24 protein-coding genes and 1 riboswitch are annotated in these 26991 nt (G+C 33.2%); of the genes, 22 read left to right on the top strand and 2 right to left on the bottom strand.

The features are described 5' to 3' along the window. The first annotated feature begins 92 nt into the window (after positions 1–92). The 13 genes from B7R65_RS01245 (at position 93) to B7R65_RS01185 (ending at position 13637) form a co-directional block, all read left to right on the top strand. Positions 93–1241, top strand: a complete 1149-nt coding sequence (locus tag B7R65_RS01245) for an acyl-CoA dehydrogenase family protein (RefSeq protein WP_088040931.1) — start codon at positions 93–95, stop codon at positions 1239–1241. A gap of 31 nt (positions 1242–1272) precedes the next feature. Further along, positions 1273–2427: a thiolase family protein gene (locus B7R65_RS01240; protein WP_088040930.1), complete on the top strand. Its 1155-nt coding sequence runs from the start codon at positions 1273–1275 to the stop codon at positions 2425–2427. Between the two features lie 18 nt (positions 2428–2445). Then, the gene (locus B7R65_RS01235) at positions 2446–3216 is read left to right on the top strand and encodes a 3-hydroxyacyl-CoA dehydrogenase (protein WP_088040929.1); all 771 of its coding nucleotides are present in this window, start codon (positions 2446–2448) and stop codon (positions 3214–3216) included. A 77-nt stretch (positions 3217–3293) separates the two neighbouring features. Continuing rightward, positions 3294–4514 (top strand): phospholipase D-like domain-containing protein, encoded by a 1221-nt coding sequence (locus tag B7R65_RS01230; RefSeq protein WP_088040928.1) that lies wholly within the window; start codon positions 3294–3296, stop codon positions 4512–4514. A gap of 187 nt (positions 4515–4701) precedes the next feature. Further along, positions 4702–5733 (top strand): N-acetyl-gamma-glutamyl-phosphate reductase, encoded by a 1032-nt coding sequence (gene argC, locus B7R65_RS01225; protein WP_088040927.1) that lies wholly within the window; start codon positions 4702–4704, stop codon positions 5731–5733. Positions 5734–5746: 13 nt separating this feature from the next. Beyond that, positions 5747–6970, top strand: a complete 1224-nt coding sequence (gene argJ, locus B7R65_RS01220) for a bifunctional ornithine acetyltransferase/N-acetylglutamate synthase (RefSeq protein WP_088040926.1) — start codon at positions 5747–5749, stop codon at positions 6968–6970. A gap of 10 nt (positions 6971–6980) precedes the next feature. Beyond that, on the top strand, positions 6981–7751 hold the full coding sequence (argB, locus tag B7R65_RS01215; protein ID WP_179194728.1) for an acetylglutamate kinase: 771 nt from the start codon (positions 6981–6983) through the stop codon (positions 7749–7751). Then, positions 7735–8910 (top strand): acetylornithine transaminase, encoded by a 1176-nt coding sequence (locus B7R65_RS01210; protein ID WP_256941112.1) that lies wholly within the window; start codon positions 7735–7737, stop codon positions 8908–8910. Before argB ends, B7R65_RS01210 begins: the two co-directional genes overlap by 17 nt. A 636-nt stretch (positions 8911–9546) precedes the next feature. Beyond that, entirely contained in the window at positions 9547–10020 is a 474-nt protein-coding gene (locus B7R65_RS01205; protein ID WP_088040923.1) for an NUDIX domain-containing protein, read from the top strand. Between the two features lie 47 nt (positions 10021–10067). Next, the gene (locus B7R65_RS01200; RefSeq protein ID WP_088040922.1) at positions 10068–11084 is read left to right on the top strand and encodes an ABC transporter ATP-binding protein; all 1017 of its coding nucleotides are present in this window, start codon (positions 10068–10070) and stop codon (positions 11082–11084) included. Next, entirely contained in the window at positions 11063–11854 is a 792-nt protein-coding gene (locus B7R65_RS01195; RefSeq protein ID WP_088040921.1) for an ABC transporter permease, read from the top strand. Before B7R65_RS01200 ends, B7R65_RS01195 begins: the two co-directional genes overlap by 22 nt. Before the next feature lie 2 nt (positions 11855–11856). Next, complete coding sequence (locus B7R65_RS01190) at positions 11857–12657, top strand: ABC transporter permease (RefSeq protein WP_088040920.1); 801 nt, start codon at positions 11857–11859, stop codon at positions 12655–12657. A 74-nt stretch (positions 12658–12731) separates the two neighbouring features. Further along, the gene (locus tag B7R65_RS01185; RefSeq protein ID WP_179194727.1) at positions 12732–13637 is read left to right on the top strand and encodes an aminoglycoside phosphotransferase family protein; all 906 of its coding nucleotides are present in this window, start codon (positions 12732–12734) and stop codon (positions 13635–13637) included. Between the two features lie 63 nt (positions 13638–13700). Here the strand turns inward: B7R65_RS01185 and B7R65_RS01180 are convergent, their stop codons facing one another. Next, positions 13701–14777 (bottom strand): site-2 protease family protein, encoded by a 1077-nt coding sequence (locus B7R65_RS01180; RefSeq protein ID WP_088040918.1) that lies wholly within the window; start codon positions 14775–14777, stop codon positions 13701–13703. Between the two features lie 98 nt (positions 14778–14875). Between B7R65_RS01180 and B7R65_RS01175 the strand changes: the two genes are divergently transcribed. Continuing rightward, complete coding sequence (locus B7R65_RS01175; protein ID WP_088040917.1) at positions 14876–15694, top strand: DUF817 domain-containing protein; 819 nt, start codon at positions 14876–14878, stop codon at positions 15692–15694. 75 nt (positions 15695–15769) lie between these two features. Here the strand turns inward: B7R65_RS01175 and B7R65_RS01170 are convergent, their stop codons facing one another. Next, complete coding sequence (locus tag B7R65_RS01170; RefSeq protein WP_088040916.1) at positions 15770–16126, bottom strand: DoxX family protein; 357 nt, start codon at positions 16124–16126, stop codon at positions 15770–15772. A gap of 283 nt (positions 16127–16409) precedes the next feature. Between B7R65_RS01170 and B7R65_RS01165 the strand changes: the two genes are divergently transcribed. From B7R65_RS01165 to shc, 8 genes are all read left to right on the top strand, one after another. Next, complete coding sequence (locus B7R65_RS01165) at positions 16410–17879, top strand: long-chain-fatty-acid--CoA ligase (protein WP_088040915.1); 1470 nt, start codon at positions 16410–16412, stop codon at positions 17877–17879. A gap of 144 nt (positions 17880–18023) precedes the next feature. Next, on the top strand, positions 18024–18455 hold the full coding sequence (gene hutP / locus B7R65_RS01160; RefSeq protein WP_088040914.1) for a histidine utilization transcription antiterminator HutP: 432 nt from the start codon (positions 18024–18026) through the stop codon (positions 18453–18455). A gap of 99 nt (positions 18456–18554) precedes the next feature. Then, positions 18555–20063, top strand: coding sequence for a histidine ammonia-lyase (gene hutH / locus B7R65_RS01155; RefSeq protein ID WP_088040913.1), 1509 nt, complete (start codon positions 18555–18557; stop codon positions 20061–20063). A 17-nt stretch (positions 20064–20080) separates the two neighbouring features. Then, positions 20081–21739, top strand: a complete 1659-nt coding sequence (gene hutU, locus B7R65_RS01150; RefSeq protein ID WP_088040912.1) for a urocanate hydratase — start codon at positions 20081–20083, stop codon at positions 21737–21739. A 54-nt stretch (positions 21740–21793) separates the two neighbouring features. Further along, positions 21794–23017: an imidazolonepropionase gene (gene hutI, locus B7R65_RS01145; RefSeq protein WP_218780386.1), complete on the top strand. Its 1224-nt coding sequence runs from the start codon at positions 21794–21796 to the stop codon at positions 23015–23017. After that, positions 22998–23957, top strand: a complete 960-nt coding sequence (hutG, locus tag B7R65_RS01140; protein ID WP_088040910.1) for a formimidoylglutamase — start codon at positions 22998–23000, stop codon at positions 23955–23957. The genes hutI and hutG overlap by 20 nt, the downstream gene beginning before the upstream one ends. A gap of 600 nt (positions 23958–24557) precedes the next feature. Then, positions 24558–24857 (top strand): hypothetical protein, encoded by a 300-nt coding sequence (locus B7R65_RS01135; protein WP_088040909.1) that lies wholly within the window; start codon positions 24558–24560, stop codon positions 24855–24857. Between the two features lie 14 nt (positions 24858–24871). Continuing rightward, positions 24872–26737, top strand: coding sequence for a squalene--hopene cyclase (shc, locus tag B7R65_RS01130; RefSeq protein ID WP_088040908.1), 1866 nt, complete (start codon positions 24872–24874; stop codon positions 26735–26737). 101 nt (positions 26738–26838) lie between these two features. Continuing rightward, a riboswitch (SAM riboswitch) is annotated at positions 26839–26942 on the top strand. The last annotated feature ends 49 nt before the right edge of the window (positions 26943–26991 follow it).

Raw genomic sequence — 26991 nt, 5'->3', positions numbered from 1 at the left:
ATATGATAATTACAGATGTAACATTTAAAATATTTAGTATTTTTTGAATTGTAAGCGTTTTAAATTTAACAAAACTTATTAGGAGGCCAATTATGAAACATTCTTACTTAACAAGAGAGCATGAAATATTCCGCACGTCTCTTAGAAAATTTTTACAAAAAGAAGCTTATCCTTTTTATGAAGAGTGGGAAAAAAATAGAATCATTCCGAAAGAATTTTGGGATAAATTAGGCAATGAAGGATTTCTTTGCCCTTGGATTGACGAGAAATACGGTGGGTTAGGTGTAGACTTTGGTTATTCTGTCATTATTATAGAAGAGCTTGAAAAAGTTGGATCTAGTCTAGTAGGGATTGCTTTACACAACGATATTGTTGTACCTTATTTAGATGCTTTTGGTAATGAAGAGCAAAAAATGGAGTGGTTACCGAAATGTATTTCTGGTGAATATATTTCTGCAATTGCTATGACTGAACCTGGTGCAGGATCTGACTTAGCAAATATTAAAACAACTGCCGTTAAACAAGGTGATTATTATATCGTAAACGGTGAAAAAACGTTCATTACGAATGGAATTATGTCTGATCTAGTGATCATTGCTGTAAAAACAGATACTACAGTCCAGCCTTCATATAAAGGAATCAGTTTACTAGTAGTCGAAAAAGATACTGAAGGATTTTCAAGAGGAAAAAAATTAAATAAAGTAGGTCTTCATAGTCAAGATACTGCTGAGTTAATTTTCCAGGATGCTAAAGTTCCTGTGAAGAATTTATTAGGTGAAGAAGGTAAAGGCTTTTATTATTTAATGGAGAAATTACAACAGGAACGACTAGTAGTTGCTCTGGAAGCACTTGTTTCCGCAGAAGAAATGCTTAGAGTCACGACTGAATATGTAAAAAGTAGAAAAGCATTTGGAAAAACGATTGGTCAATTTCAAAATACTCAATTTAAAATTGTAGAATTGGCTACTGAAATTGAAATCGGCCGTACATTCATTGAAAAATTAATTTTAGAGCATATGGAAGGACGTGACATTGTTAAACAAGTTTCCATGGCAAAATGGTGGATTACGGATTTAGGGAAAAAAGTTGCTTCTGAATGTCTTCAATTACATGGTGGATATGGCTACATGGAAGAATACGAGATTGCTAGACGTTTTAGAGATATTCAAATCATGTCAATCTATGCTGGTACGAACGAAATCATGAAAACAATCATTGCTAAAAACTTAGGCTTGAACTAATTCTAATTCATTTAACTGGAGGATTTAATTTATGAGAGAAGTTGTTATTGTAGATGCTTTGAGAACTCCAATTGGTAAAAGGGGTGGATGTTTTAGTGAAACAAGACCCGATGACCTAGCAGCGACAGTTCTCAAGGCATTAGTTAGTAGAAATGAATTTAATCCAAAAGAAATTGATGATGTAATCATGGGGTGTGTGACCCAAATAGGAGAACAAGCTGGTGATATTGGTAGAGTTGCAGCTTTATTAGCTGGCCTTCCTATTGAAGTGCCAGGAGTTACAATTGACCGCCAATGTGGTTCAAGTCAACAATCTGTCCATTTTGCTTCTCAAGCAATTTTAAGTGGGGATATGGATATTGTCATTGCTGCTGGAGTTGAAAGTATGACTCGCGTTCCAATGTTTTCAAATTTAAAAGGTTCAAAATGGAATGACAAACTTGTAGATATGTTTGGCGAATTTAATCAAGGTGTGTCAGCTGAACGTATGAATGAAAAATGGCATATTACTCGTGAAGAACAAGATGAATTTGCATATAATAGTCACCAAAAAGCTTTAAAGGCAATGAAACAAGGATACTTTGAAAATGAAATCGTTGCAGTATCAATCAACAACCAAGATAATGAATTGATTTCAGTTACGAAAGACGAAGGTCCAAGGGAAAATTCATCAATCGAAAGACTTTCATCACTAAATCCTGTCTTTAAAGAAACAGGTTCAATTACTGCTGGTAATGCAAGTCAAATTAGTGATGGAGCAGCAGGTTTACTATTAATGAGCAAAGAAAAGGCTCATAAATTAGGATTTAAACCGAAGTTTAGAATTATAGGAAGATCAGTAGTTGGTTCAGACCCATCATTAATGTTAACAGGTCCAATTCAAGCTACTCATAAAGTATTACAAAAATGTGGATTATCAATCGATCAAATTGATTTATTTGAAATCAACGAAGCGTTTGCAACGGTTCCATTAGTATGGCAAAAAGAATTTGGTGTACCATTTGAAAAATTAAATATTTTTGGTGGAGCGATTGCTTTAGGTCATCCATTAGGAGCAAGTGGAGCAAGGGTCATGGTTACGTTATGTAATGCGTTAGAAAAAACAGGTGGAAGATACGGATTACAATCTATTTGCGAAGGTCATGGTATGGCAAATGCAACTATTATTGAAAGATTAGACTACTAATAGACGGAGGAATTGATGATGAATATTAGAGATTGCGTTGCAGTTGTTACTGGTGGAGCGTCAGGATTAGGAGAAGCATCTGTTAAAATGATTGTTGAAAATGGTGGGAAAGCCGTAATTTTCGATTTAGCTGAAGAAAGAGCAAATAATTTAGTTGCTGAGTTAGGTGAAGGGTCCGTTTATTTTGAAAAAACGGATGTAACTTCTGAAGAAAGTATTCGCACTGCTCTTGAAAATGCGAAAGCGAAATTTGGATCGATAAATGCTTTAGTAAATTGTGCAGGAATTGTAACTGGTGAAAAACTAATTAAAAAAGAAGGGATTCATTCACTAGATTCATTCCAAAAAATCATTAACGTAAATTTAGTTGGAACATTCAATGTCATTCGATTAGTTAGTGAACAAATGATTGAAAATGATCCGAATGAGTTTGGTGAAAGAGGAGTTATTATTAATACAGCTTCAGTTGCAGCATTTGATGGACAAATTGGCCAAGCTGCATATAGTGCGTCAAAAAGCGGTGTTGTTGGAATGACTTTACCAATTGCAAGAGAATTAGCACGATATGGAATCAGAGTAATGAGTATTGCGCCTGGTATTTTTGAGACACCAATGTTTGATATTCTTCCTGAAAAAGCTAGAGAATCATTAGGAAAAATGGTACCATTTCCATCTCGCCTAGGAAAGCCATCAGAATATGCGCATTTAGCGAAAAGTATTTTTGAAAATCCTATGTTAAATGGCGAAGTAATTCGACTTGATGGTGCAATTCGAATGCAACCAAAGTAATTATTTAACGATTTGTTGGATAATTAAACCAACTTTTTCAAAAAATACTCTTATGCCGAAGTGATAAGAGGAATTTGATGAGAAAAATATTAAAGTTTATTACTATATCATTAGTCACAATCATATCTTTGTTAGTTATTTTATTTGCATTAAATGAAATAGAGATGCATTTTGCTAAAAAAAATAATATCTATACGGAAAAACCAATAGTCTATCCGATCGGGCATAGTGACTTGTCAATTCATACAGATGGGAAGAAATTTTACCGTCAGTTATTTGATGATATTAAAAATGCAAAAAAAGAAGTGCATATCTATTTCTTTTCAGTCTCAAATGATAAAATATCACATCAATTTTTAGATATTTTAAAAGAAAAAAGTGATGAAGGAATACCAGTTTATTATGCAGTTGATCGATTAGGCGGAATTCTATTAGAACGGAAAGAAAAAAAGGCATTAATTGATCATGGAGTTCATTTTACCTATTTTAATAAACCAAAACTTTCTTATTTTTTCGCTTCTATTAATAACCGAAATCATCGTCGGATGACAATAATAGATGGTGAAATTGGCTATATAGGTGGATTTAATATCGGGAAAAAATATATTAGTGAAAATAAGAAACTAAGACATTGGGAAGATGTTCAGCTTCGATTAGCTGGTAGTGGAGTGTATGGTTTAGAAAAGCAATTTGTTCATGATTGGCGAAAAAATTCAAACCAGAAGATTGCTGTAATGCCAATTAGTCAGAAAATCGGTGAAAGTGAGCATCGGTTTATTTCATACACTAAACTTGGTATAGAAGAAGATTATGTTAAACTTTTTCAGCAGGCGAAAAAGTCAATTACAGTATTTTCGCCTTATTTCATTCCAAATAACAAGAGGATATGGGATGCGTTAATTGATGCCTCTAATAGAGGAATTGATGTTAAAATTTTATATTCCCATAAATCAGATGCCCTTTTAGTCGAACAAGCTGCTATACCTTATATTAAACAAGCATGGAAAAATGATATTAAGGTATATGGTTATAAACATGGGATATTCCATGGGAAAGTGCTTAAAATTGATTCTTCAGTTTTAATGATTGGTACTACAAATTTTGACTCAAGGTCATTCCATTTAACAAATGAATTGAATTGCTATATTTATGATCGGAAATTTATTAAAAAAGTAGAGCCAGTCTTATTAAATGAATTTAATCATACCATTGAAATTACTCCAGAATATTTAAAGAAATTAACTTGGAAAGACAGAATGAAAGAAAAGGTAGCTAAAATATTTGAATATTACTTATAAATTTACTGGTGAAATTTGTACTTAATTTTAACTTAAAGAATACATTTGAAAAATAACGTTACGAAAAGATTAATCATTTGAAAATGGTTAATCTTTTTTTATTTCTAAAAATTTATAAAAATACAATTGATTTTATATTTATTCATAATTATAATGAGAAGTATAAATTTTCAAAGGGGAATGTTGTATGAGGATAGGTGTAATAGGTGCTACTGGGTACAGTGGTCTTGAATTGATAAGAATGCTGGCGTTGCATCCAAATGTAAAGGAAATGAATTTTTATTCAACTTCAAGTTTTGGGGAAGATATTTCTGAACAGTTTCCCCACTTAAATAAAAGTGTTAGTGGGACTATACAGAAATGGGATGTAAATAGAATAATCTTAGAAAATGATCTTTTATTTTTTGCGACTCCACATGGGGTAAGTAGTGAACTAATCAATCAATTAAAAGATACTACTATACAAATTATTGATCTATCAGGAGATTTTCGCATAAAAGACCCTGATATATATAAATTTTGGTATAAACAAGAGCATGCTTGTTTCGAAAAAACTTCTCAATTTACTTATGGAATATCAGAACTTAATAAAGAGGAAATTCAAAAATCAAATTTAATTGCGAATCCTGGATGTTATCCAACATCGGTAATATTAGGAGTCGCACCACTTGTCAAAGCAGAGTTAATTGAAGAAAATTCGATTATTATCGATGCGAAATCTGGAATTTCAGGAGCTGGAAAAGGATTATCTAGCACATCTCATTATATGAATCGGAATGATAATCTAACTGCATACAAATTATATACTCATCAACATATTCCTGAAATTGAGCAATTTTTACATTCAATTAATCAAAATCAAAACTATATTTCATTTACTCCACATTTAATACCAATGACTAGAGGAATTCTAACGACAATCTACGCGACTGCAAAAAGAAAAATAAGTTCAGAAGAATTACAAGAAATATATAAATCATGTTATGAAGGATCATATTTTGTTAGATTACGAGATACCATTCCAAGTACAAAAGATGTATATGGTTCAAACTTCTGTGATATTTATGCAGCTTACGATGATAGAACAAACCGAATTACAATTATTTCTGTAATAGATAATTTAATAAAAGGTGCGGCAGGTCAAGCGATTCAAAATATGAATTTAATGCTAAAAATTCCTGAAGAAACGGGATTGCATTTTACACCACTTTTTCCTTAAGGAGAGATGAAAGTTGATAACAAAAGAGAAAAACATAAAAAAAATAAACGGAACGATTACTTCGCCGAAGGGTTTTTATGCTTCGGGTGTTCATGCAGGATTACGTTATAAAAGAAAAGATTTAGGCGTCATATATTCAGATAAACCATCGTCCGTAGCTGCAGTTTATACCCAAAATTTATTTCCTGCTGCTCCAATTGGAATTACAAAACAAAGTATTGCATATAGTAATACACTTCAAGCTGTCCTTGTTAATAGTGGATGTGCAAATGCATGTACTGGGAAACAGGGTGAGAATGATGCCTATCAAATGAGAGCAATGTGTGCTGAACATTTTGATTTACCCGAATACCTAGTAGCGATTGCCTCTACAGGTGTAATTGGAGAATTTTTAAAAATGGATATGATTGAGAAAGGAGTTAAAGAACTTAAGGTTGGAAATGAAATGGAAGATGGTGAGGATTTTGGCCATGCAATCTTAACAACCGATACGGTTACAAAACATACTTGCTACGAGGTATTGGTGAACGGAAAAATTATTACGATTGCAGGTACAGCTAAAGGATCAGGCATGATTCATCCAAACATGGCAACAATGCTTTCATTTATTACAACAGACGCAACAGTCAGTTCAAGTCAGCTACAAGTTTTATTAAAAAATGTAACGGATAAAACATTTAATCAAATAACAGTTGATGGTGATACTTCTACGAATGACATGGTTTTAGTTATGGCAAACGGTTCAGTTGAGCATGATGAATTAACTATTCATCACCCTGATTGGGAACATTTTGCTTTAGCATTCCAACTAGTTTGTGAAGAGTTGGCAAAAAAGATTGCTAGAGATGGTGAAGGTGCTACTAAATTAATAGAGGTAAATGTGAATGGAGCGTCAAATACGCAAATGGCAAATCAAATTGCTAAAACGATTGTTGGTTCGAATTTAGTGAAAACAGCAGTATATGGGCAAGACGCAAATTGGGGCAGAATTATTGGTGCCATTGGATATAGTGGCTTAAAAGGTGAGTTTAATCAAATCGATATTGCAATTAATGGAGTAACTGTACTTTATAATAGTAAGCCAGTTGCATTTGATGAAGATGAAGCAAAAACTGCATTACAAAATGAAATTGTATATATCGACGTTCATTTACATGATGGTGATTGTGTTGGAACTGCATGGGGATGCGATTTAACGTATGATTACGTAAAAATAAATGCGAGTTATCGAACATAAGGAGGCAATTATGGAAACTGTTGTCATAAAACTTGGTGGTAGTTTAATTTATGAGTTATCAGATACATTCTTTGAAAATATAAATCTTCTTCAAAAATCAGGTAAAAAAGTAATTATTGTACATGGCGGAGGTCCGCTAATTAATAATTTACTTTTAAAATTTTCTATTCCAGTAGAAATGGTAGATGGTCTTCGTAAAACATCAAACGAGGTTTTAGAAATTGTTGAATATGTACTGAACGGAAAAATAAATAAAGATTTAGTGATTATTTGTAACCAATTTAATTTATCAGCAATTGGTCTTTCTGGTTGTGACAATCTTTTGCTAGAAGCGACTTTATTCGATAAAGGGAAATTAGGATGGGTTGGAGAAGTAGAGAATGTAAACAAAAAATTAATTGATTTACTTCTATCAAATCAATATATTCCTGTGATTTCTCCAATTGGAGTAGATAAAATCGGCCAGAAATATAATATTAATGCAGATGAAGCTGCAAAAAGTATTGCAAAAGCTATGAATGCTGAAATCCTTTGTTTTATAACGAATACTAGTGGCGTCTTAGATCAAAATGGAAAGTTAATTGAAAAAATGTCAAAATATGAAGCTGAAAAATTAATTAAAGATAAGACAATAAGTGGAGGGATGATTCCAAAAGTTTCAAGTGCTTTAGAAGCATTAGGAGACGTTCATTCAGTTGCAATTGTTGGAGAAAACTTCTTGACAGATACTGGAGAAATCAACGGTACTGTTTTAACAAAGGGAGTTGTTTTTAGTGAGTAATTTATTTCCAACCTATAATAAGAAACAAATTAACTTTACAAAAGGAAAAGGGTCATATCTATATGATTCTAAGAATAAAAAGTATTTAGATTTTTTAAGTGGAATTGCCGTATGTAATTTAGGGCATTGTCATCCAAAAGTAGTCAGTGCGTTACGTGAACAAATCGATTCACTTTGGCATGTATCTAATCTTTTTTCAATCGAAAAGCAGGAGGAATTGGCAGAACTGCTATTAGAAAATTTTAAAGATGGATTTGTTTTTTATTGTAATAGTGGGACAGAAGCAAATGAAGCTGCTATTAAATTAGCTAAAAAATATACAAGAAAACCTCATATAATTAGTTTTAAACAAAGTTTCCACGGACGAACATTTGGGTCAATGGCTGCAACGGGTCAACCTAAAATCCATGAAGGCTATGGGGAAATGTTAAATGGGTTTACATACGTACCTTATAATGACATAGAAGCTTTACAAGCAGAAATTACAGAAGACACTGGGGCTATTATATTAGAAATAATCCAAGGTGAAGGTGGTGTAATAGTTGGCGATGAAGATTTCTTTAAAAGTATTGAAGCTCTTTGTAAAAAACATGAACTATTACTCGTTATTGATGAAGTCCAAACCGGAATTGGTCGAACAGGATCAATGTTTGCTTATGAGCAAACACCATTAAAACCTGATATTATTTCTTTGGCAAAAGGGTTAGGTAATGGTTTTCCTATTGGTGCTATATTAGGAAAGAAAAAACTTGCATCAGCCTTTTCTTTAGGATCTCATGGATCAACTTTTGGCGGAAATTATTTAGCTGTAACTAGTGCTTATGAAACAATAAAAATTATTAAAGATAATTTATTTTTAGAGTCGGTTAAAAATAAAGGAAACTATTTAGTTGAGAGATTACTCGAGATTCAAAATGAATTCCAAACGATTTTAGATGTTCGCGGTAAAGGCCTAATGATTGGAATTGAAATGAATACTCAGGTTGATCAATTAGTTGATCTATTTTTAGAAAGTGGATTAATTGTTGGTACTGCTGGGCCTAATGTTATTAGGTTATTACCCCCTTTAAATATTTCTTTTGAAGAAATAGATGAAGCAATTGAAATTGTAAAACTTGGTTTTTCAACTTATTTTGTGGGTGTCGAGTCGAATAAGTAAGAAGTTATAAAAAAATGTTTTTAAAAGAGACTTGTATTTCGGTTATTAACCGTTATAAGTCTCTTGTTTTTTGAAAGAAGTTTTTTAAAAACTTTTTGTTGTATTATGTAGACTTCCACTTCAGGATGCTTGCTTTCCGTGGGGCGTACGATGAGCTTCCTGTGCCCACGGATGTGGGTCATGCATGCGTTACGACAGGACGTCGTGGTATTAGCATGCCTGCCTTTTCCGTTCCAATCATATTCTTTTATTACAGAATGAAATAACAAAACATTTCTAAAAGCATTTAAACCTTTCGAATAACAGTTTCAATTAATTTTTTCTTTAATTTTGTAGATGTCACTGCAGGATACTCGCTTTTCGCGGGACGTACGCTGAGCCTCCTGGGCCCACAGGATGTGGGTCATGCATGCGTTACGACAGGACGTCGCGGTATTAGCATGCCTACCATTTTGACCTCTGCGGGGTCTCACATGTAACAGAAGTCAGTCAAATTAGTGCCAGTTATTATCTTTATCTACAGTTCGATTAAGTTAGATCTTGCTAAAAAAACAAAAAAAAGAACTTTAGAAATATATTGAAAATTGTATCAGTATTTTAGATAATGGAATAATCACTGGATTTGGAGGGATGTAAATGTATCATATTCGTGTAAGAGCATGTTCATTAATTATTGAAAACGATTCAATTTTATTAATTGAATTTACGGATGAAGACGGGGTTCACTTTAATTTGCCGGCTGGTGGAACAGAACCTGGTGAAACAATTAAAGAGGCAGTAAAGAGAGAAGCTTATGAAGAAGCAGGTGTGGAAGTTGAGGTAGGCGATTTAGTATTTGTTTCAGAAAATGCTCCTCATATGACTGGTCGTAATCAAGATGTTCATGGAATAAGTTTGATGTTTCGTTGTTTTATTAAAGAAGGAGCTGTTCCAACGATGCCAATAAACCCAGATCCGAATCAAAGTGGAGTGAAATGGGTTCCAATTAATGAATTAAATGAGATCATCTTATTCCCAAATATAAAGGATCAAATTATTCAGTACGTAAAAGGTGATTATGAGAATAAGTGTTTAATAGAGGAGTACACATTAAAAGAGCAATTGATTTAGGGAATCAAAACTCTCCAAAAATATTTTGAAAGTAAGAAGGTGAAAAAATGATTGAAGTGACAAATTTGAAAAAGAATTATCGAATTCTTAAAAGGGATCCTGGATTAAGAGGATTTTTTAAAGCATTATTTAAACCTGTATATGAAATTAAAACGGCTGTAAATGATATTAATTTCCATATAAAAGAAGGAGAAATAGTAGGTTATATAGGTTCAAATGGAGCAGGAAAGTCGACTACTATTAAAATGATTAGTGGAGTCTTGACTCCAGACGAGGGAAATATAACAGTAAATGGGATTGTACCATACAAAGATCGCATGAGTAATGCCTATTCAATTGGTGCAGTATTTGGTCAACGGACTCAACTTTATTGGGATATTCCAGTACAAGAATCATTTGATTTATTAAAACACGTCTACGAAATCAAAGAAGAAGATTTTCAAAAAAACCTTACATTATTTAAGGATATATTAGATCTTGAACCACTTTTACCAATTCCAGTAAGACAACTCTCTTTAGGGCAAAAGATGAGATGTGAGCTTGCAGCTGCCTTTTTACATAATCCCAAAATCGTTTATCTTGATGAGCCTACAATTGGCTTAGATGTAGTTGTTAAAGAAAAAATTCGTCAATTTATAAAAGATATGAATCAATTATATAAAACTACAATTATCTTAACTACGCATGATATGCAGGATATCGAGGAGCTCTGTCATCGAATAATGGTTATCGATCATGGTACCATCATGTATGATGGGCAATTAAACGACTTAAAAAATAGCGTGAAATATAATCGAATGATTCAAATTGAAATTGAAAAACAACAAGAATTTCAACTCCCTCCTAAACTTTCTGATAAATTATTTGCTGAAAAAGTCGAAGGAAAAAATAATAGTTTTGTATTATCATATAATAATGCACAGTTATCCTCGACGGATATTATTCAAGAAATTATGTCACGGTATTCGGTTCTAGATTTCACAATCACTGAACCTGGAATTGAAGTGATTGTAAAAGAAATGTATGAAAGAGGTGCTAGCTCATGGTCAAATATTGGGAGCTAGCAAAATCACAAATGAAAGTAGATTCTGCATATACAGCTTGGTATTGGGCAGATACTTGTTCGGCTATTTTACGATTACTAATTACTTATTACTTTTGGCTGGCAGTCTATGATCATAATGATTCTATAAAAGGCATCGATTTTAAAACAATGCTTACGTATATTGTTGTCGCAATGATTATTGAACAATATGTATCAGGTGTTGGAGATGGTTTAGCAAGGCAAATTAAAGATGGAAGTATTGTCTTAGAATTACTTAAGCCGTATCATATGTTGAATAAATTAATTGCATTAGACATTGGTTCAAAGATTAGTGCTTTTTTTAGAGCTACAATTCCAATTGTCGTAATTGCTTTTTTATTTTTAGATTTATCTTTTCCGACGAATTTTTTAACCTATTTTTATTTTATAGTTAGTTTCATAATTGGCGCACTTATTGGAGCACAAATTGATTTAATGATTGGTATTGTTGCATTTTGGACGGTAAATGTATGGGGAGTAAGAGTATTGCGTGAAGCGATAATTAAATTTTTCTCCGGTGCATTGATTCCGATTAGTTTATTTCCACATTGGTTTCAGAATGTAAGCCAATTCTTACCTTTTCAGGCGATGGTTTATGTTCCGACAACGATTTTTACTGGTCAAGTTAGCTCGGGATCACATATTGCTTTATCGATTGGAATTCAAATTTTCTGGTTAATTAGTATGTATGCCTTACTCCGTATCCTCTGGTTATTTGCGATTCGGAAAATCACAATTTTTGGAGGGTAGTCATGAATAACTTAAAAAGATACTTAAAACTATATCTCCATTATGCTAGTAAACATATAAAAGTAATGCTTGAATATCGGGTAGATTTTTTAATCGGTATGTTCTCAACGATCATACAACAGGGAATTAGTATCGTTTTTCTTAAGATTATTTTTAGTAATATTCAAGAATTAAAAGGTTGGAGTTTCTATGAAATACTGTTTATCTTTTCAATTGCTTTTTTAGGTAGGTCAATACATCATATCTTTTTTGATAATTTATGGACTTTAGGTTGGCAATATATCCGTTCTGGTAATTTTGAGAGACTTTTACTTAGGCCAGTAAATCCCTTGTTTCAAGTGATTTCTGAAAGATTTCAACAAGATGGGATAGGTCAATTTGTGATTGGAATCATTATGATGTATATTTCAGCTAATCATCTTGGAATACAGTGGGGAGTTGCAAAAATAGCAATTCTTATTTTGTTTATCATATCCAGTGGAATTATTTTTGTGGCAATTAATCTATTTTTCATCACATTTTCTTTTTGGATGGTTGATAGTTTACCAATTGTAGTATCAGTATTTGGCTTAAGTGAATTTGCACGATATCCTGTTTCCATTTATCATAAATCCATTACACTAATCATAACCTGGTTAATCCCATATGGTTTTACAGCTTTTTATCCTGCTAATTACTTTTTAGCAAATCATGGGGTTTCTAAACTTGCACTAATTACGCCAATCATTGCAATCGGTTGTTTTATTATAGCGTATAGGTTTTGGTGTTATGGGGTAAAGCATTATGAAAGTACTGGACATTAGAAATAAAAACAATATAAATTATTAGATATAAATTATATAGAATCCTAGAGAAAGGGGAGAATGAAATAATCATCTTGCCAGATAAATTCGTAAAAACAATAAAAGATATTCATAAGGAAAAGGGCGAAAAATGGTTACAAGATTTTGAAAGCCTTTGCACTGAATGTGAAAATCGGTGGCACTTAAAAATCCTTTCACCATTTGAACTATCTTATAATTTCGTTGCTCCAGCTGAACTTAACGATGGTAGGATTGTTGTTTTAAAGCTTTCTATTCCTTCGGATGAATTTTTAGCGGAAGTTGAAGCGTTGAAAGTATTTGACGGAAATGGCATGGCGAAATTAATTGATTCTGATATTGAAAAAGGTATCTTGATTTTAGAACGATTAACGCCAGGTGAAACGTTAGCTAAGGTGGAAGATGACGTAGTAGCAGTTCGCATTGCTTCACAAATAATGAAGAAGTTATGGAAGCCAGCAAATGATTCTTTAACGATCCAATCGATAGAAAGTAGACAAAAGAGTTTAGAAAGAATTTATCGTTCCAATCCCGAAGGTCTTGGAGTTATAACCTTCGATTTAATTCAAGAAGCCGTTATTTTGTTTAATGAGCTACTCAGCACTCAAACTGAAGCCTATTTATTACATGGGGATCTACATCATTACAATATTTTAAAAGCAGGTCCAGAAAATTGGAAAGCAATTGATCCGAAAGGGTTAATTGGTGAACGAGAATATGATATTATACAATTTTTATTAAATAATTTAGAAAATAAAGATTTGCTAACTGTCATTGAGGAGCGAATCGATGTTTTTGTGCAAGAGCTAGGTTTAGATAAGAACCGTATCATTTCTTATGGTTTTTCTAATGCTGTATTATCAACGTGCTGGAGCGTAGAATCCCACGGGGAATATAATGAATTATTTTATGAATCGATAAACATTTTTAAGAAACTACTTGAAAGATCTAATTTGTATTAAAATCTTGTCAATTTACGATGAAAAAAGAAGCTATTTTGATCAAAAATCAAAATAGCTTCTTTTTTACATAAGTACATTTTCAATTAAACTATAGCCCCAGAAGCCTAATAAAGATAAACAACTCGCTAAAATTATATAGGCCAAAAAGATTTGCCATTTCGTACGATTGCTTGTCACATAATATGTTTCTAACGTTGCTTTTTCCTTTAAGAATGGCTGTATTTTTTGATCTCTTAATTCTACAACCCTACTATCAAGGTATTTGTGCCAATCTCCTTCTAATTCATCGTATCGAAAGTGGATTGAGCGAATGAATTGGTTGATCTCGACTTGTTCTTTCTCAAGTTCATTTTCTAACTTTTTGCGATCCTCAAGAAAAGGAAAGAAAAATTTATCTCGATAGACGGCTTCAGTATGAGGATTTAAAATACCAAACTGAATTTGTTTTATCGTATGTTCATAGAGTTTAATTTTTTCATTTATTACTCTTAATTTAAACGACTCTCTTATTCGGCGAATAAAAGTTGTGATTCCTAAGAAAATGATATAAAAAACGATAAAACTAGGTTGATAGAAAACAAAAACAAACATGATCATAATACCAATGAACCAAAAAATAGGTGGTAAAACACTTAAAATCCTTCCACCATCTAATGGTGAAATGGGTATTAAATTAAACAAGTTTAAAATACACCCAAGTGCAATCACTAAGCCAAAAAATTCATTATGAGTGTAATGATAAAGCGGTATAGCTGGAAGAATTGAAAGTAATCCAAAAAGTGGACCACCAAATGCAACATATGACTCTGTCACTGCATCTTTTGGCATTTCTTTCAATGATATAACTGCTCCTACAAATGGGATAAAAAATGCAGGGGAGGTAGGCAGCCCTTTTCGTTTTGCAGCAATTAAGTGTCCACCTTCATGACAGATTAATAAATAGACAATTGCAAATGCAAAATACCAACCAAAGGTAAAGCCATAAACAAACAAGTATAAGATCATACTTAAAAATGACAAGAATTTTGCAGCTTTTAATAGTGGCAATATTAGCTTGAATTTGGCACCAATTAGTGCTAAAACAACCCCGAATTTAGTTATTGATTTTTTTGTCTTATCATTGATGATCGGTTGCGCCATACATTTCACCTTCTAACTAAATATGATATGATAGTATCAAAATTATAACATTAAAATTTGTTAATTTGTAAAATTAAAAGAGAAATAGGGAAACGAATATGGCGACTAAAATAAAAAAATTATCTTATATTAAACTCTTAATGGAATTCACATTACAAGAAGCGTTATCTTGTCTTTTTCCAGTTTTAATATTTTGTACTTTGGCTTTTTCAAAAGTAATTTCGATACCACATTTACCAAGATATGACTTTATATTTATTGTTTGTGTCCTAATTCAAATCATTTTTATCTTAACTAAATATGAAACGAAACATGAATTTTTGATGATTTGTATATTTCATCTCATCGGACTTTGCTTGGAAATTTTTAAGGTCCGAATGGGTTCCTGGTCGTATCCGGAGCATTCTTATTTAAAAATAATGGAAGTACCATTATATAGTGGTTTTATGTATGCAAGTGTCGGAAGCTATTTATGTCAAGCGTGGAAAAGGTTAAGTGTTCAATTATTAAATTATCCGAATCCTATTATGGTATTACTATTCGGAGGAATTATTTATTTGAATTTCTTTACTCACCATTATTTTTACGATTTAAGATGGATCTTAATTTTAATGTTGCCGTTCATCTTTTTTACATCTACAGTTCAATTTAAAATAAATTCGACCATATTGAGAATGCCATTAATTTTATCTTTTTTTCTAATTGGATTATTTATATGGATTGCAGAAAATATTGCAACATTTTTTGGGGCGTGGAAGTATCCGGATCAAAATGCTCACTGGCAAATTGTGCATGTAGGAAAAATTAGTTCTTGGTTTTTACTAGTAATTGTCAGCTTTATAATTGTAGCTTTTAGTCAGAAAAAATCAATTTTTCGTAAATCAAGTAATCCTAGTGAGATTGGAAAAGTTGTTTAAACCCTAATTAAAAAACCGCTATTATTAAATAAAGAATAGCACTAAGCGATTATAAATTGCTTAGTGCTTTTTAACCTAAAAAATATCGTTTGCATTGATGATGACTAGAAGAATATTTAAAACAGCAAAAACTAAGGCTGGTGCCGTTTTACCAAAAGGATCTTTGACCCTAACATGCATGATACAAGCCAGTAGCATCGTAATTCCAAGCCATATACCAGCCCATGCGACGGCTCCTGTTACCCAAAAACCGATGATAAGAAGTGCAGCACCAGCTAATTGAACAAAACCTGTGAAGACACGAAACCATTGAGCTAATTTAAGGTGTTCGAATATTTCTCTCCAATATTTGGCACCTAAAATCTTTGCAGCACCAGAAAAGACATAGTATAAGATCAGCAAACTTTGAAGGATGATTGAAAGTATGGACAATAGTAAAATCCTCCTTAATTAGATTCTAACTAATTCTATGCATTATCGAATTTATAAGAACAACAAAGATTTAAGAGATTATTTATAGATCCAATGGAAAATCTATCCGAAAAGGTCATTTGCGAAGGTGTAATATATTAATGATAAAAACAGTTAAGTCAAAAACTGTATGAATTAGCTTAAAGTTAGAGCGAATTGTATCTAACTTTTTTCATGTCTAAAAAAGTGTTAAACTATCATTAAGAATACTATCGAAGAAACAACACTAAGGAATGGATAAATAATGAATCTATATAATTTGATTGCTGAAATAGCTAAAACCAAAAGTAAAAACATTGCATATAGTTGTAATGGAATCAAGACCAATTACGAACAACTTTTAAGTTCAATTAATGATATAGCTGAAATTTTGGTCGGAAATGAAGTGCAAAAAGGGGATAAAGTCGCTTTATTACTAGGGAACTCCCCAGAATTTATTCAATCATATTTGGCTGTTTTGAAACTTGGAGCTATTGTCATTCCATTGAATCCAGCATTTACAGAGAGTGAGATTAGTTATATTTTAAATGATTCTTCTACTAAACTAGTTATTACAACAAGTTCACAAAAGGAAAAATTAGTGAACGTTCAAAAAGAAATTAAGTCTTTAAAGAAATACTTATTAATAAATGAGTTACAACAAATGAATAGAATCAATAATCATACACAAAACGTTGTATATGAGGAAAACGATCCAGCTGTTATTCTCTATACATCAGGGACGACTGGGCATCCAAAAGGTGCGGTATTATCACATTCAAATCTAATCGAAAATGCAAAAGATTTCTCAAAAATGATTGAATTGAATGAAACTGACCGAATGATTGCTGTTCTACCGATGTTTCATTCATTTTGCCTAACACTTTGTGTCAATATGATTTTATTAAACGGAGCAACAATCATAATTATTCCAAAGTTTCATCCTACCGAATTAGTTGAAATCATTCGGAAAGAAAGAGCTACTTTAATGGCAGCAGTACCAACAATTTATAATTACTTAAATCAAATAAATACCGCTTCATCAGAAGATTTTAAAAGTATGAGAGCTTGTATTTCAGGTGGTGCTTCCATACCAATTGAATTGCTGCAGTCAATTCAGAAAAAATATAATCTACTTATTGTAGAAGGTTACGGACTATCCGAAACTGCACCGGTTTTAACATTTAATCCATATCGTGGCATTTGTAAACCTGGTTCGGTTGGAATCGACTTACCAAGCGTTGAAACGAAAATTTTTGATGAAAATGGTCATGAAGTTGAAAGAGGTACAGTTGGAGAGGTTGTTGCTACTGGACCTAATATAATGAGCGGTTATTTAAATAAATTGGAAGAAACAGAAAAAGCATTCGTGAATGGATGGTTTAAAACTGGAGATCTTGGTAAAAAAGATGAAGATGGCTACTTGTTTTTATTAGATAGAAAAAAAGATGTGATCATTACAAATGGATATAATGTTTATCCACGCGAGATTGAAGAAAGATTATATCAATACCCAAAAGTCATTGAAGCAGCTGTAGTTGGGAAACCAGATGAGTTGGTTGGAGAATCAGTCTGTGCATATCTAATTGTTTCAGACGATACCGTGACTGAGGCAGATTTAATCGAGTTCTGCAAAAAAGAATTAATTCACTATAAAGTTCCTAAACAGATTCATTTTGTAAAAGAATTACCAAAGAATAGTACAGGGAAAATCCTTAAACGAAAATTAAGATAACAACAGCATAAACTTCACAGGTGAATGAAAACCTGTGAAGTTTTTAAAATTAATAATCTGAAAATATTGAAGTTTACTAATAATTAGCATATACTTATTACAGATACTAGTTTATTAGAGAAAAAGCATAAGAGGTAATAGCTAATGGCAGAGCAAAGTCAGCGTATAGGTCGAACAGCAATGATGCTTGCTTTGACTGAAAATGAATCAGATTTTATGAAAAATGAAAACGTCGTTTGGTGTGTAGGTAAAGTTGGGACAATGGATTCTCAAAAAGTTGTAGCTGCAATTGAAACCGCTGCCAAACAAAACGGTGTAATTAATGGAGCTTTGTATAGAGAAGTCCATTCGTTATATCATGCGATTCTTGAAGCAATTCAGGGAGTCACTAGAGGTCATGTTCAATTAGGTGATGTTTTAAGAACAGTTGGACTTAGGTTTGCTGTTGTTAGAGGTAAGCCTTATAAGAATGCCAATGAAGGTGATTGGATTGCAGTTGCTTTATACGGTACAATAGGCGCGCCAATTAAAGGTTCAGAGCATGAATCGGCAGGTTTAGGTATCAATCACATATAATTGCCCATAGTTTTTTTAGATGATAGGGGGCTATGTTACGTATGAATACGTTACATAGCCTCTTTCTGCGTTTTTTTAACCAAATTTGGAGGTGCTAGAATGGTTACGTTAACTGGTAATAGTTTAACAATGGATCAAATGAAAAGAATTTTATTCGAAAATGTTTATGTAAATGCAAGTGAGGATAGTTTACATTCTGTAAAAGTATGTAGAGAAAAAGTTGAAGAAATCGTAAATAACGGTGAAGTTGTCTATGGAATCACAACTGGTTTTGGAAAATTTAGTGATGTTTTTATTGCAAAAGAAAATGTGTCAGCACTTCAATACAATCTAATCGCTTCACATGCATGTGGGGTTGGTGAACCATTTCCTGAGTTAGTTTCAAGAGCAATGTTAGTTCTTCGTACAAATACGATGCTAAAAGGACATTCAGGCGTTCGATTAATCGTCGTTGAAAAACTACTTTCATTAATCAATGCTCATATTCATCCAGTCGTTCCATCGCAAGGTTCATTAGGAGCAAGTGGGGATTTAGCACCGTTATCACATCTTGCATTAGTTTTACTTGGCGAGGGTGAAGTTTTCTATAAAGGAAAACGAATGGAAACTGCTGAAGCTTTAGCTAAAGAAGGTATATTACCAATTACTTTAGAAGCAAAAGAAGGATTGGCATTAATTAATGGTACACAAGCAATGACGGCGATGGGGATTCTTACTTATATCGAAGCAGAAGAGTTTGCTTACCAAAGCGAATTAATTTCTTCAATTACATTTGAAGCTCTTCAAGGAATCACAGATGTATTTGATGAGAGAATTCATCGTGCTCGTGGCTTTAAAGAACAAATCGAGGTAGCTGAACGTTACAGAAATATTTTATCGTCAAGTCAATTAACAACAAGACAAGGTGAAATAAGGGTTCAAGATGCGTATACATTAAGATGTATCCCACAAGTTCATGGAGCTAGTTGGCAAGTTTTTAATTATGTAAAAGAAAAGTTAGAAATCGAAATGAATGCTGCAACAGATAATCCGTTATTATTCGGTGATGATGTATTCTCAGGTGGAAACTTCCATGGTCAACCAATTGCATTTGCAATGGACTTCATTAAATTAGGTATTGCTGAATTAGCGAATATTTCTGAAAGACGTATTGAGCGTTTAGTAAACCCACAATTAAATGATCTACCTGCATTTTTAAGTCCTGAACCAGGATTACAATCAGGTGCAATGATTATGCAATATGTTGCTGCTGCTTTAGTTTCTGAAAATAAAACATTAGCTCATCCAGCGAGTGTAGATTCAATTCCATCATCAGCAAATCAAGAAGACCATGTAAGTATGGGAACAATTGGTGCTCGTCATGCTTATCAAATCTTACAAAATGCACGAAGAGTTTTAGCAATTGAGTGTATTTGTGCGATGCAAGGCGTTGAATACAAGGGCGTTGAAAAAATGTCTGATATAACTAGAAAATTTATGGAAGATGCACGTAAAACTGTTCCTTCTATAACGAAGGACCGTGTATTCTCAACTGACATTGAAAAGTTAACTACTTATTTAAAAGAGAATTTCTTAACAGAAAATTATACAAAACAAAAACAAATATAAGAAAAGGTGGAATAAAAATGGAAATCACAAAAGGATCATTAAAAGCGCCAACAGGTACAGAGTTAAATACTAAAGGTTGGGTACAAGAAGCAGCTCTTCGTATGTTATTAAACAACCTAGATGAAGAAGTAGCAGAAAGACCAGAAGATTTAGTTGTTTATGGTGGAATCGGAAAAGCGGCAAGAAACTGGGAAAGTTTTGATGCGATTGTTGAATCATTAAAGAATTTAGAAAGTGACGAAACTTTATTAGTTCAATCTGGTAAACCAGTAGCAATTTTCAAATCACATGAAGATGCACCTCGGGTATTATTAGCTAATTCAAATTTAGTTCCAAAATGGGCAACTTGGGAGCATTTCCGTGAGTTAGATGAAAAAGGTTTAATGATGTACGGTCAAATGACTGCAGGAAGCTGGATATACATTGGTACTCAAGGAATTCTTCAAGGTACGTATGAAACATTTGGAGAAGCTGCTAAACAACATTTTGGTGGTAGTTTAAAAGGAACAATCACACTTACTGCAGGTCTTGGTGGTATGGGTGGAGCTCAGCCATTAGCAGTAACAATGAATGGTGGAGTTGTAATCGGAATTGATGTTGATGAAACTAGAATTCAACGTCGTATCGATACAAGATATTGTGACGTGCTAACTCATTCTTTAGATGAGGCATTACAACTTGCAACTGAAGCGAAAAATGAAGGAAAAGCACTAGCAATCGGATTAGTTGGAAATGCAGCTGAAATTTTACCTGAATTAATCGCACGCAATTTCGTACCAGATTTAGTGACAGATCAAACTTCTGCTCATGATCCATTAAATGGTTATTTACCAATTGGGATGACTTTAGAAGAAGCGAAAAAAATGCGTACTGAAAATCCTGATGAATTAATTAAGCAAGCTAAACATAGTATGGCTGTCCATGTTGAAGCGATGCTAGCATTACAACAACGCGGAGCAATTACATTTGACTACGGTAATAATATTCGCCAAGTTGCATTTGATGAGGGAGTTAAAAATGCATTTGATTTCCCTGGATTCGTACCAGCATTTATTCGCCCATTATTTTGTGAAGGAAAAGGTCCTTTCCGTTGGGTAGCTTTATCTGGAGATCCAGAAGATATCTACAAAACTGATGAAGTGATCTTACGCGAATTCGCAGATAATGAACATTTATGTAATTGGATTCGTATGGCTCGTGAGAAAGTAGCATTCCAAGGATTACCTTCAAGAATTTGCTGGTTAGGATATGGCGAGCGTGCAAAATTCGGTAAAATCATTAATGAAATGGTTAAAAATGGCGAATTAAAAGCTCCAATCGTAATTGGTCGAGATCACTTAGACTGTGGATCAGTTGCATCTCCAAATCGTGAAACTGAAAGCATGAAAGATGGCAGTGATGCTGTAGCTGACTGGCCAATCTTAAATGCACTAATTAATGGAGTAAACGGCGCAAGCTGGGTAAGCGTACACCATGGTGGTGGAGTTGGAATGGGTTATTCTTTACATGCGGGTATGGTAATTGTTGCTGATGGAACGGATGCAGCTGCAAAACGTATTGAAAGAGTATTAACTTCAGACCCAGGTATGGGTGTTGTTCGACACGTTGATGCAGGCTATGACTTAGCTGTTGAAACTGCGAAAGAAAAAGGCGTTAATATTCCAATGATGAAGTAGGTGAACAAATTGAAAGCAGATATTTTATTAACGAACATTGGTCAATTACTGACGATGGATCATGGTAATGGTCCAATTCACGGAAAAGAAATGAGTAATTTACCAGTCATCGAAAATGCTGAGATTGCTTGGAAAGATGGCCAAATTATTTATATTGGTCAAATGAACGAAGTAGAAATTAGTGCAGCAGAAGTAATTGATTGTAAAGGGAAACTAGTTACACCAGGATTAGTGGATCCTCATACTCACGTGGTCTTTGGAGGATCACGTGAGCATGAAGTAAGCCTAAAATTACAAGGTGCATCTTACTTAGAAATTTTAGAAATGGGTGGAGGAATTCATTCTACCGTAAGCCAAACGAAATTAGCTTCTCATGAGGAACTTAAAAACAAAACAATTCATCATTTAAATCGTATGCTTTCATTTGGGGTAACGACTGTAGAAGCAAAAAGTGGCTATGGATTAGATGAAGAAACTGAACTTAAACAATTAAGAGTCGCAAAAGAACTACAAAATGAACACGATATGGACATTGTTTCAACGTTTTTAGGTGCACATGCTGTTCCAAAAGAGTATAAAGGCAATGAAGAAGCTTTCTTAGATAAAATGCTTTCACTATTAGATGTCATTAAGCAAGAAGAGCTTGCAGAATTTGTTGATATTTTCGCTGAAACTGGTGTTTTCTCAGTTGAGCAATCAAGAGAATTTTTATTAAAAGCAAAAGATAAAGGATTTTCTGTAAAAATTCATGCGGATGAGATCGACCCACTAGGTGGAACTGAAATGGCGACTGAAATTAGCGCTATCTCTGCCGATCATTTATGTGGGGCATCTGAAAAAGGTGTGGAATTGCTTGGTAAGAGTGAAACAATTGCAGTTATTCTACCAGGAACAACATTTTATTTAAATAAACCCGAATTTGCTCCAGCAAGAAATATGATTGATAGTAATGCAGCAGTTTCTTTAGCAACTGATTTTAATCCAGGTAGCTGTCCAACAGAAAATTTACAATTAATTATGACGATCGCAATGCTAAAGTTAAAAATGACACCGGAAGAAATTTGGAACGCTGTTACAATCAATTCTTCATATGCAATAAATCGTGGTGAACAGGCTGGTAAGTTAAAAGTTGGTCGTCAAGCGGATGTTGTTGTTTGGAATGTACCGAACTATACGTATGTACCTTACCATTTCGGTGTAAATCATGTAGAATCCGTATATAAAAAAGGTAAGTTAGTAGTAAGTAGAGGTGAGCACGATGTCACTGTCATTTCTTAAAAAAGCTGGAGATGCAGTGTTTATCGATCAGCATGTAACAAAGGCTAATGAAATCATTAAGCCGTGGAACGGTACTGATGCTTCAAATTTCTCAATTATTGGAGTACCACTTTCGAAAACTTCAATAAGTCACTCTGGAGCAAGTTTCGCACCTGCTTCCATTCGAAAAATGCTGAGTAGTTATAGCACGTATCATATAGAAGATCAAATTGATTTAAAGGAACATGAAGTAACAGATTTTGGTGATATTACAATGCACGTGACTGATTTTGAAGAATCACGAAATCGTATAAAAGACACCATTTCTAACCTTTTAAATCAGTATAATGATACAATTCCAATTATTCTTGGTGGGGATCATGGGATCAGTTTTCCAAGTATCTCAGCATTTGCAAAAGAAAGAGGAACTGTTGGCGTAATCCAATTCGATGCACATCACGATTTAAGAAATACCGAAGATGGTGGCAGATCAAACGGAACACCTTTCCGTAGTTTAATTGATGAAGGAATATTAAATGGTGAACATTTAGTTCAAATTGGAATTAGAAATTTTTCCAATAGCTCCCCTTATACTGAATATGGGATTGAACATGGTATAACTATCTATACAATGCGTGACGTTCGTGAACTAGGAATCTCAAAAATAATTAATGATAGCCTAGAACAATTATCATCAAAAGTAGACTCAATCTATATTAGTCTTGATATGGACGTTTTAGATCAAGCCTTCGCTCCTGGTTGTCCTGCAATTGGACCGGGAGGAATGGATAGTGCTACTTTATTAGATGGAATCTGTTATGTAGCAGCACATCCTAAAGTCACTGGAATGGATATCGTCGAACTTGATCCTACGATTGATTTCCGAGATATGACAAGTAGAATTGCAGCGCATGTTATCTTAAATTTCTTAGTTGAAAAAATAAAACTTCAAAGTAAATAAAGTAATACTCGTAAACAATTATGTATAAAAGTCAGAGTGTAGAGAAACCCGAAAATTTCTCTACACTCTTTTTCTTTGTATTACTTTTCTCTTGGTTTTCAAGCGTGTCCGTTAACATAATTGATCCTCAACTCTTTGATAATTTAATTATATCAAGGGATTAAGGCGTAATAATTTCGAAATGTGATAAAAAAATAGCCTTTTTTCTGAAATATTGTTGGTTTTAAAAGATTTTAAAGTAATCCAAGGGTAAGGAGTGGAATTCAACAATAACAAAAAGTTAAAGAAACCTGTATTTCTAAATGTTCTTTTTTTTAGATTGCTCTTTTAGAACTGTTTTTTAAATCCAACTGTAAACAAAGAAAATGATTGGAACGGAAGGTGCGAGACTCCTGTGGGAGTAGCGGAAAGGTGAGACCCCGCAGACGCGAATGCGTCGAGGAGGCTCAGCGTCCGCCCAACGGAAAGCAAGCATCCTGAAGTGGAAATCGAGGAGCTACTGTTTTTAGTAGAGACCTATATGATTCTAAATGCTTATAAAAACGAGTTCATTCATTTTTCTCTATTTACAACATAGATTAGTAATGGAGTGTGATTGAATTGAATTTATCTTCTATACTTTTTATTACATTAAAGAGCATATTAGGCATGATCGTTTTTGATATTTTACTAGTGCTCATTTGCTACGCATTAGGAAGCTATTTTAATATTCTTCATTCATTTACATTGTTTGGATTCAAAATTATTGTAGTGCCATATAGTGCATTAGCATTTCTTATTTCGTATATTTACTTCTTTAAAATGAATCGAACTAATAGTGATGAAGTCAATGAACAAGAAAATCTTGAATTCTCAAGTAGAATGGAAAAATTTCATTCTAAAGAAAATGAACCTAATTGAAATGAGGTGAATAGATGGACCTCGAGAGTTTGGTTTCTCAAAATATTGAAGATCGAATTAATCAATTAAGAACTATCCAAAAAGAGAATGGATCATGGGAATTTTGTTTTGAAGGCTCGATCATGACGGATTGTAATATGATTTTACTTATGAAGGATTTAGAATATATTGACGAAGACCTATGCAATGGGATTGCTTATCGAATTATTCATTTCCAACAACCAAATGGGGCTTGGAAGCTATATGAAGACGAAAAAAATGGGAATTTAACTGCAACAGTACAAGCATATGTTGCTTTATTAGCTTCAGAAAAGTATACAAGAGATCATCCAAATATGAAAAAAGCAGAGCAGTTTATTGTCCGAAATGGTGGCATCAAAAATACCCATTTTATGTTAAAGATGATGCTTGCAATACATGGGTTAATCGAGTATCCAAAATTTTTTCATTTTCCAATGAGTTATTTTTGTTTACCAGAAAACATGCCATTAAGTTTATTTGAGTTAAGCAATTACGCTAGAGTCCATTTAGTACCTATGATTCTTTGTATTAATAAGAGATTTAAAATAAAATCATTGGGAAATCTGAAGATAGATCATTTAATGCATTCAAATTATATCGATTGGTTTAACGAAGATAGGGGATCTTTTTATCAGTTTCTAAAAGATGAGGGCAAAAAATTAGCATCGTACCCACAATATTTTCAACAAAAAGGGTATGAAAAAGCTGAGAAATTTATTCTAGATCGAATTGAAACGAATGGAACCTTTTATAGCTACGCGAGTTCAACATTCTATATGATCTATGCTTTACTTTCGTTAGGTTATGAAAAAACTTCAGAAGTGATTCAAAATGCTTTCAATGGAATCCTCTCATATGCAACCGATACAAATGAAGGAATACATATCCAAAATTCACCTTCAGCTGTATGGGATACAGCGCTACTTTCATATGCTATCCAAGAAGCTGGGATACCTATAAATGAGCCAATTGTTTCAAAATCGGTTTCATATTTAGTCAGTAAACAACAATCGATGAAAGGTGATTGGTCAATTCATGCAAAAAATCTAATGCCTGGCGGTTGGGGATTTTCGGATATTAATTCGTTTATACCAGATAATGATGATACTGGTGCTACATTAAGAGCATTAACTAATTCTGCAATCGTGGGAAGTGAAGAGAAAGAACGTTGGATGAAAGGTGTGAATTTTTTATTCGGTTTACAAAATAATGATGGTGGTTGGGCAGCCTTTGAAAAAGATGTAACGAATAAATGGCTGACTATGTTACCAATAGAAAACGCGAGAGATGCCATAATTGACCCATCAACACCTGATTTAACTGGACGGATATTAGAATTTATCGCACATTATACATCCATAAAAAATGAAGACAAGCGAATAGAAAAAGCTGTAAATTGGTTACTAAAACATCAGGAGAAAAATGGTAGCTGGTATGGTAGATGGGGAATTTGTTATTTATATGGTACATGGGCTGCGATTACAGGATTAAGGGCGGTTGGTGTATCCAAAAACCATGAAAGCATTCGAAAAGCTGAAAAATGGTTGGTAGGTTTACAGCATGAAGATGGTGGTTGGGGAGAGTCAGGCTATTCACCAGTTAAAGAATCATTTGAACCTTTAAAATATAGTACGCCTAGCCAAACTGCTTGGGCAATTGATGCACTGTTAACGATTCGAGATAAGGACGACGAAACGATTCAAAAAGGGATACAATACTTATTAAATCAACAAAATTTACCAAATAAAGAGATTACTTACCCAACTGGTCTAGGCTTACCTGGTCAATTTTATATAAACTACCATAGTTATAATCATATTTACCCATTACTAGCGTTAGCACATTATAAGAATAAATAATATTATTATGTAACCTAAATATAAATTTAGAATTTTCTATAAATGTGTTTATTTAATCATATAAGTATAGTAAACTAATAACATTAAAACTAACTAAATAATCCTTATCGAGAGTGGTGGAGGGACTGGCCCTTTGAAACCCGGCAACTTTAGCTTTTGCTAAAAAGTGCTAAATCCAGCATGTTTTTAACATGAGAGATAAGGCGTAAAGTGTATCTTAACGTCGTTCTTTCATTTAGAAAGAACGACGTTTT

Source organism: Bacillus sp. EAC, assembly GCF_002156875.1.
Lineage (GTDB): Bacteria > Bacillota > Bacilli > Bacillales > Bacillaceae_G > Gottfriedia.
The sequence above is the reverse complement of the archived record's forward strand: the minus strand, read 5'-3'. Positions and strand labels throughout refer to the sequence as shown.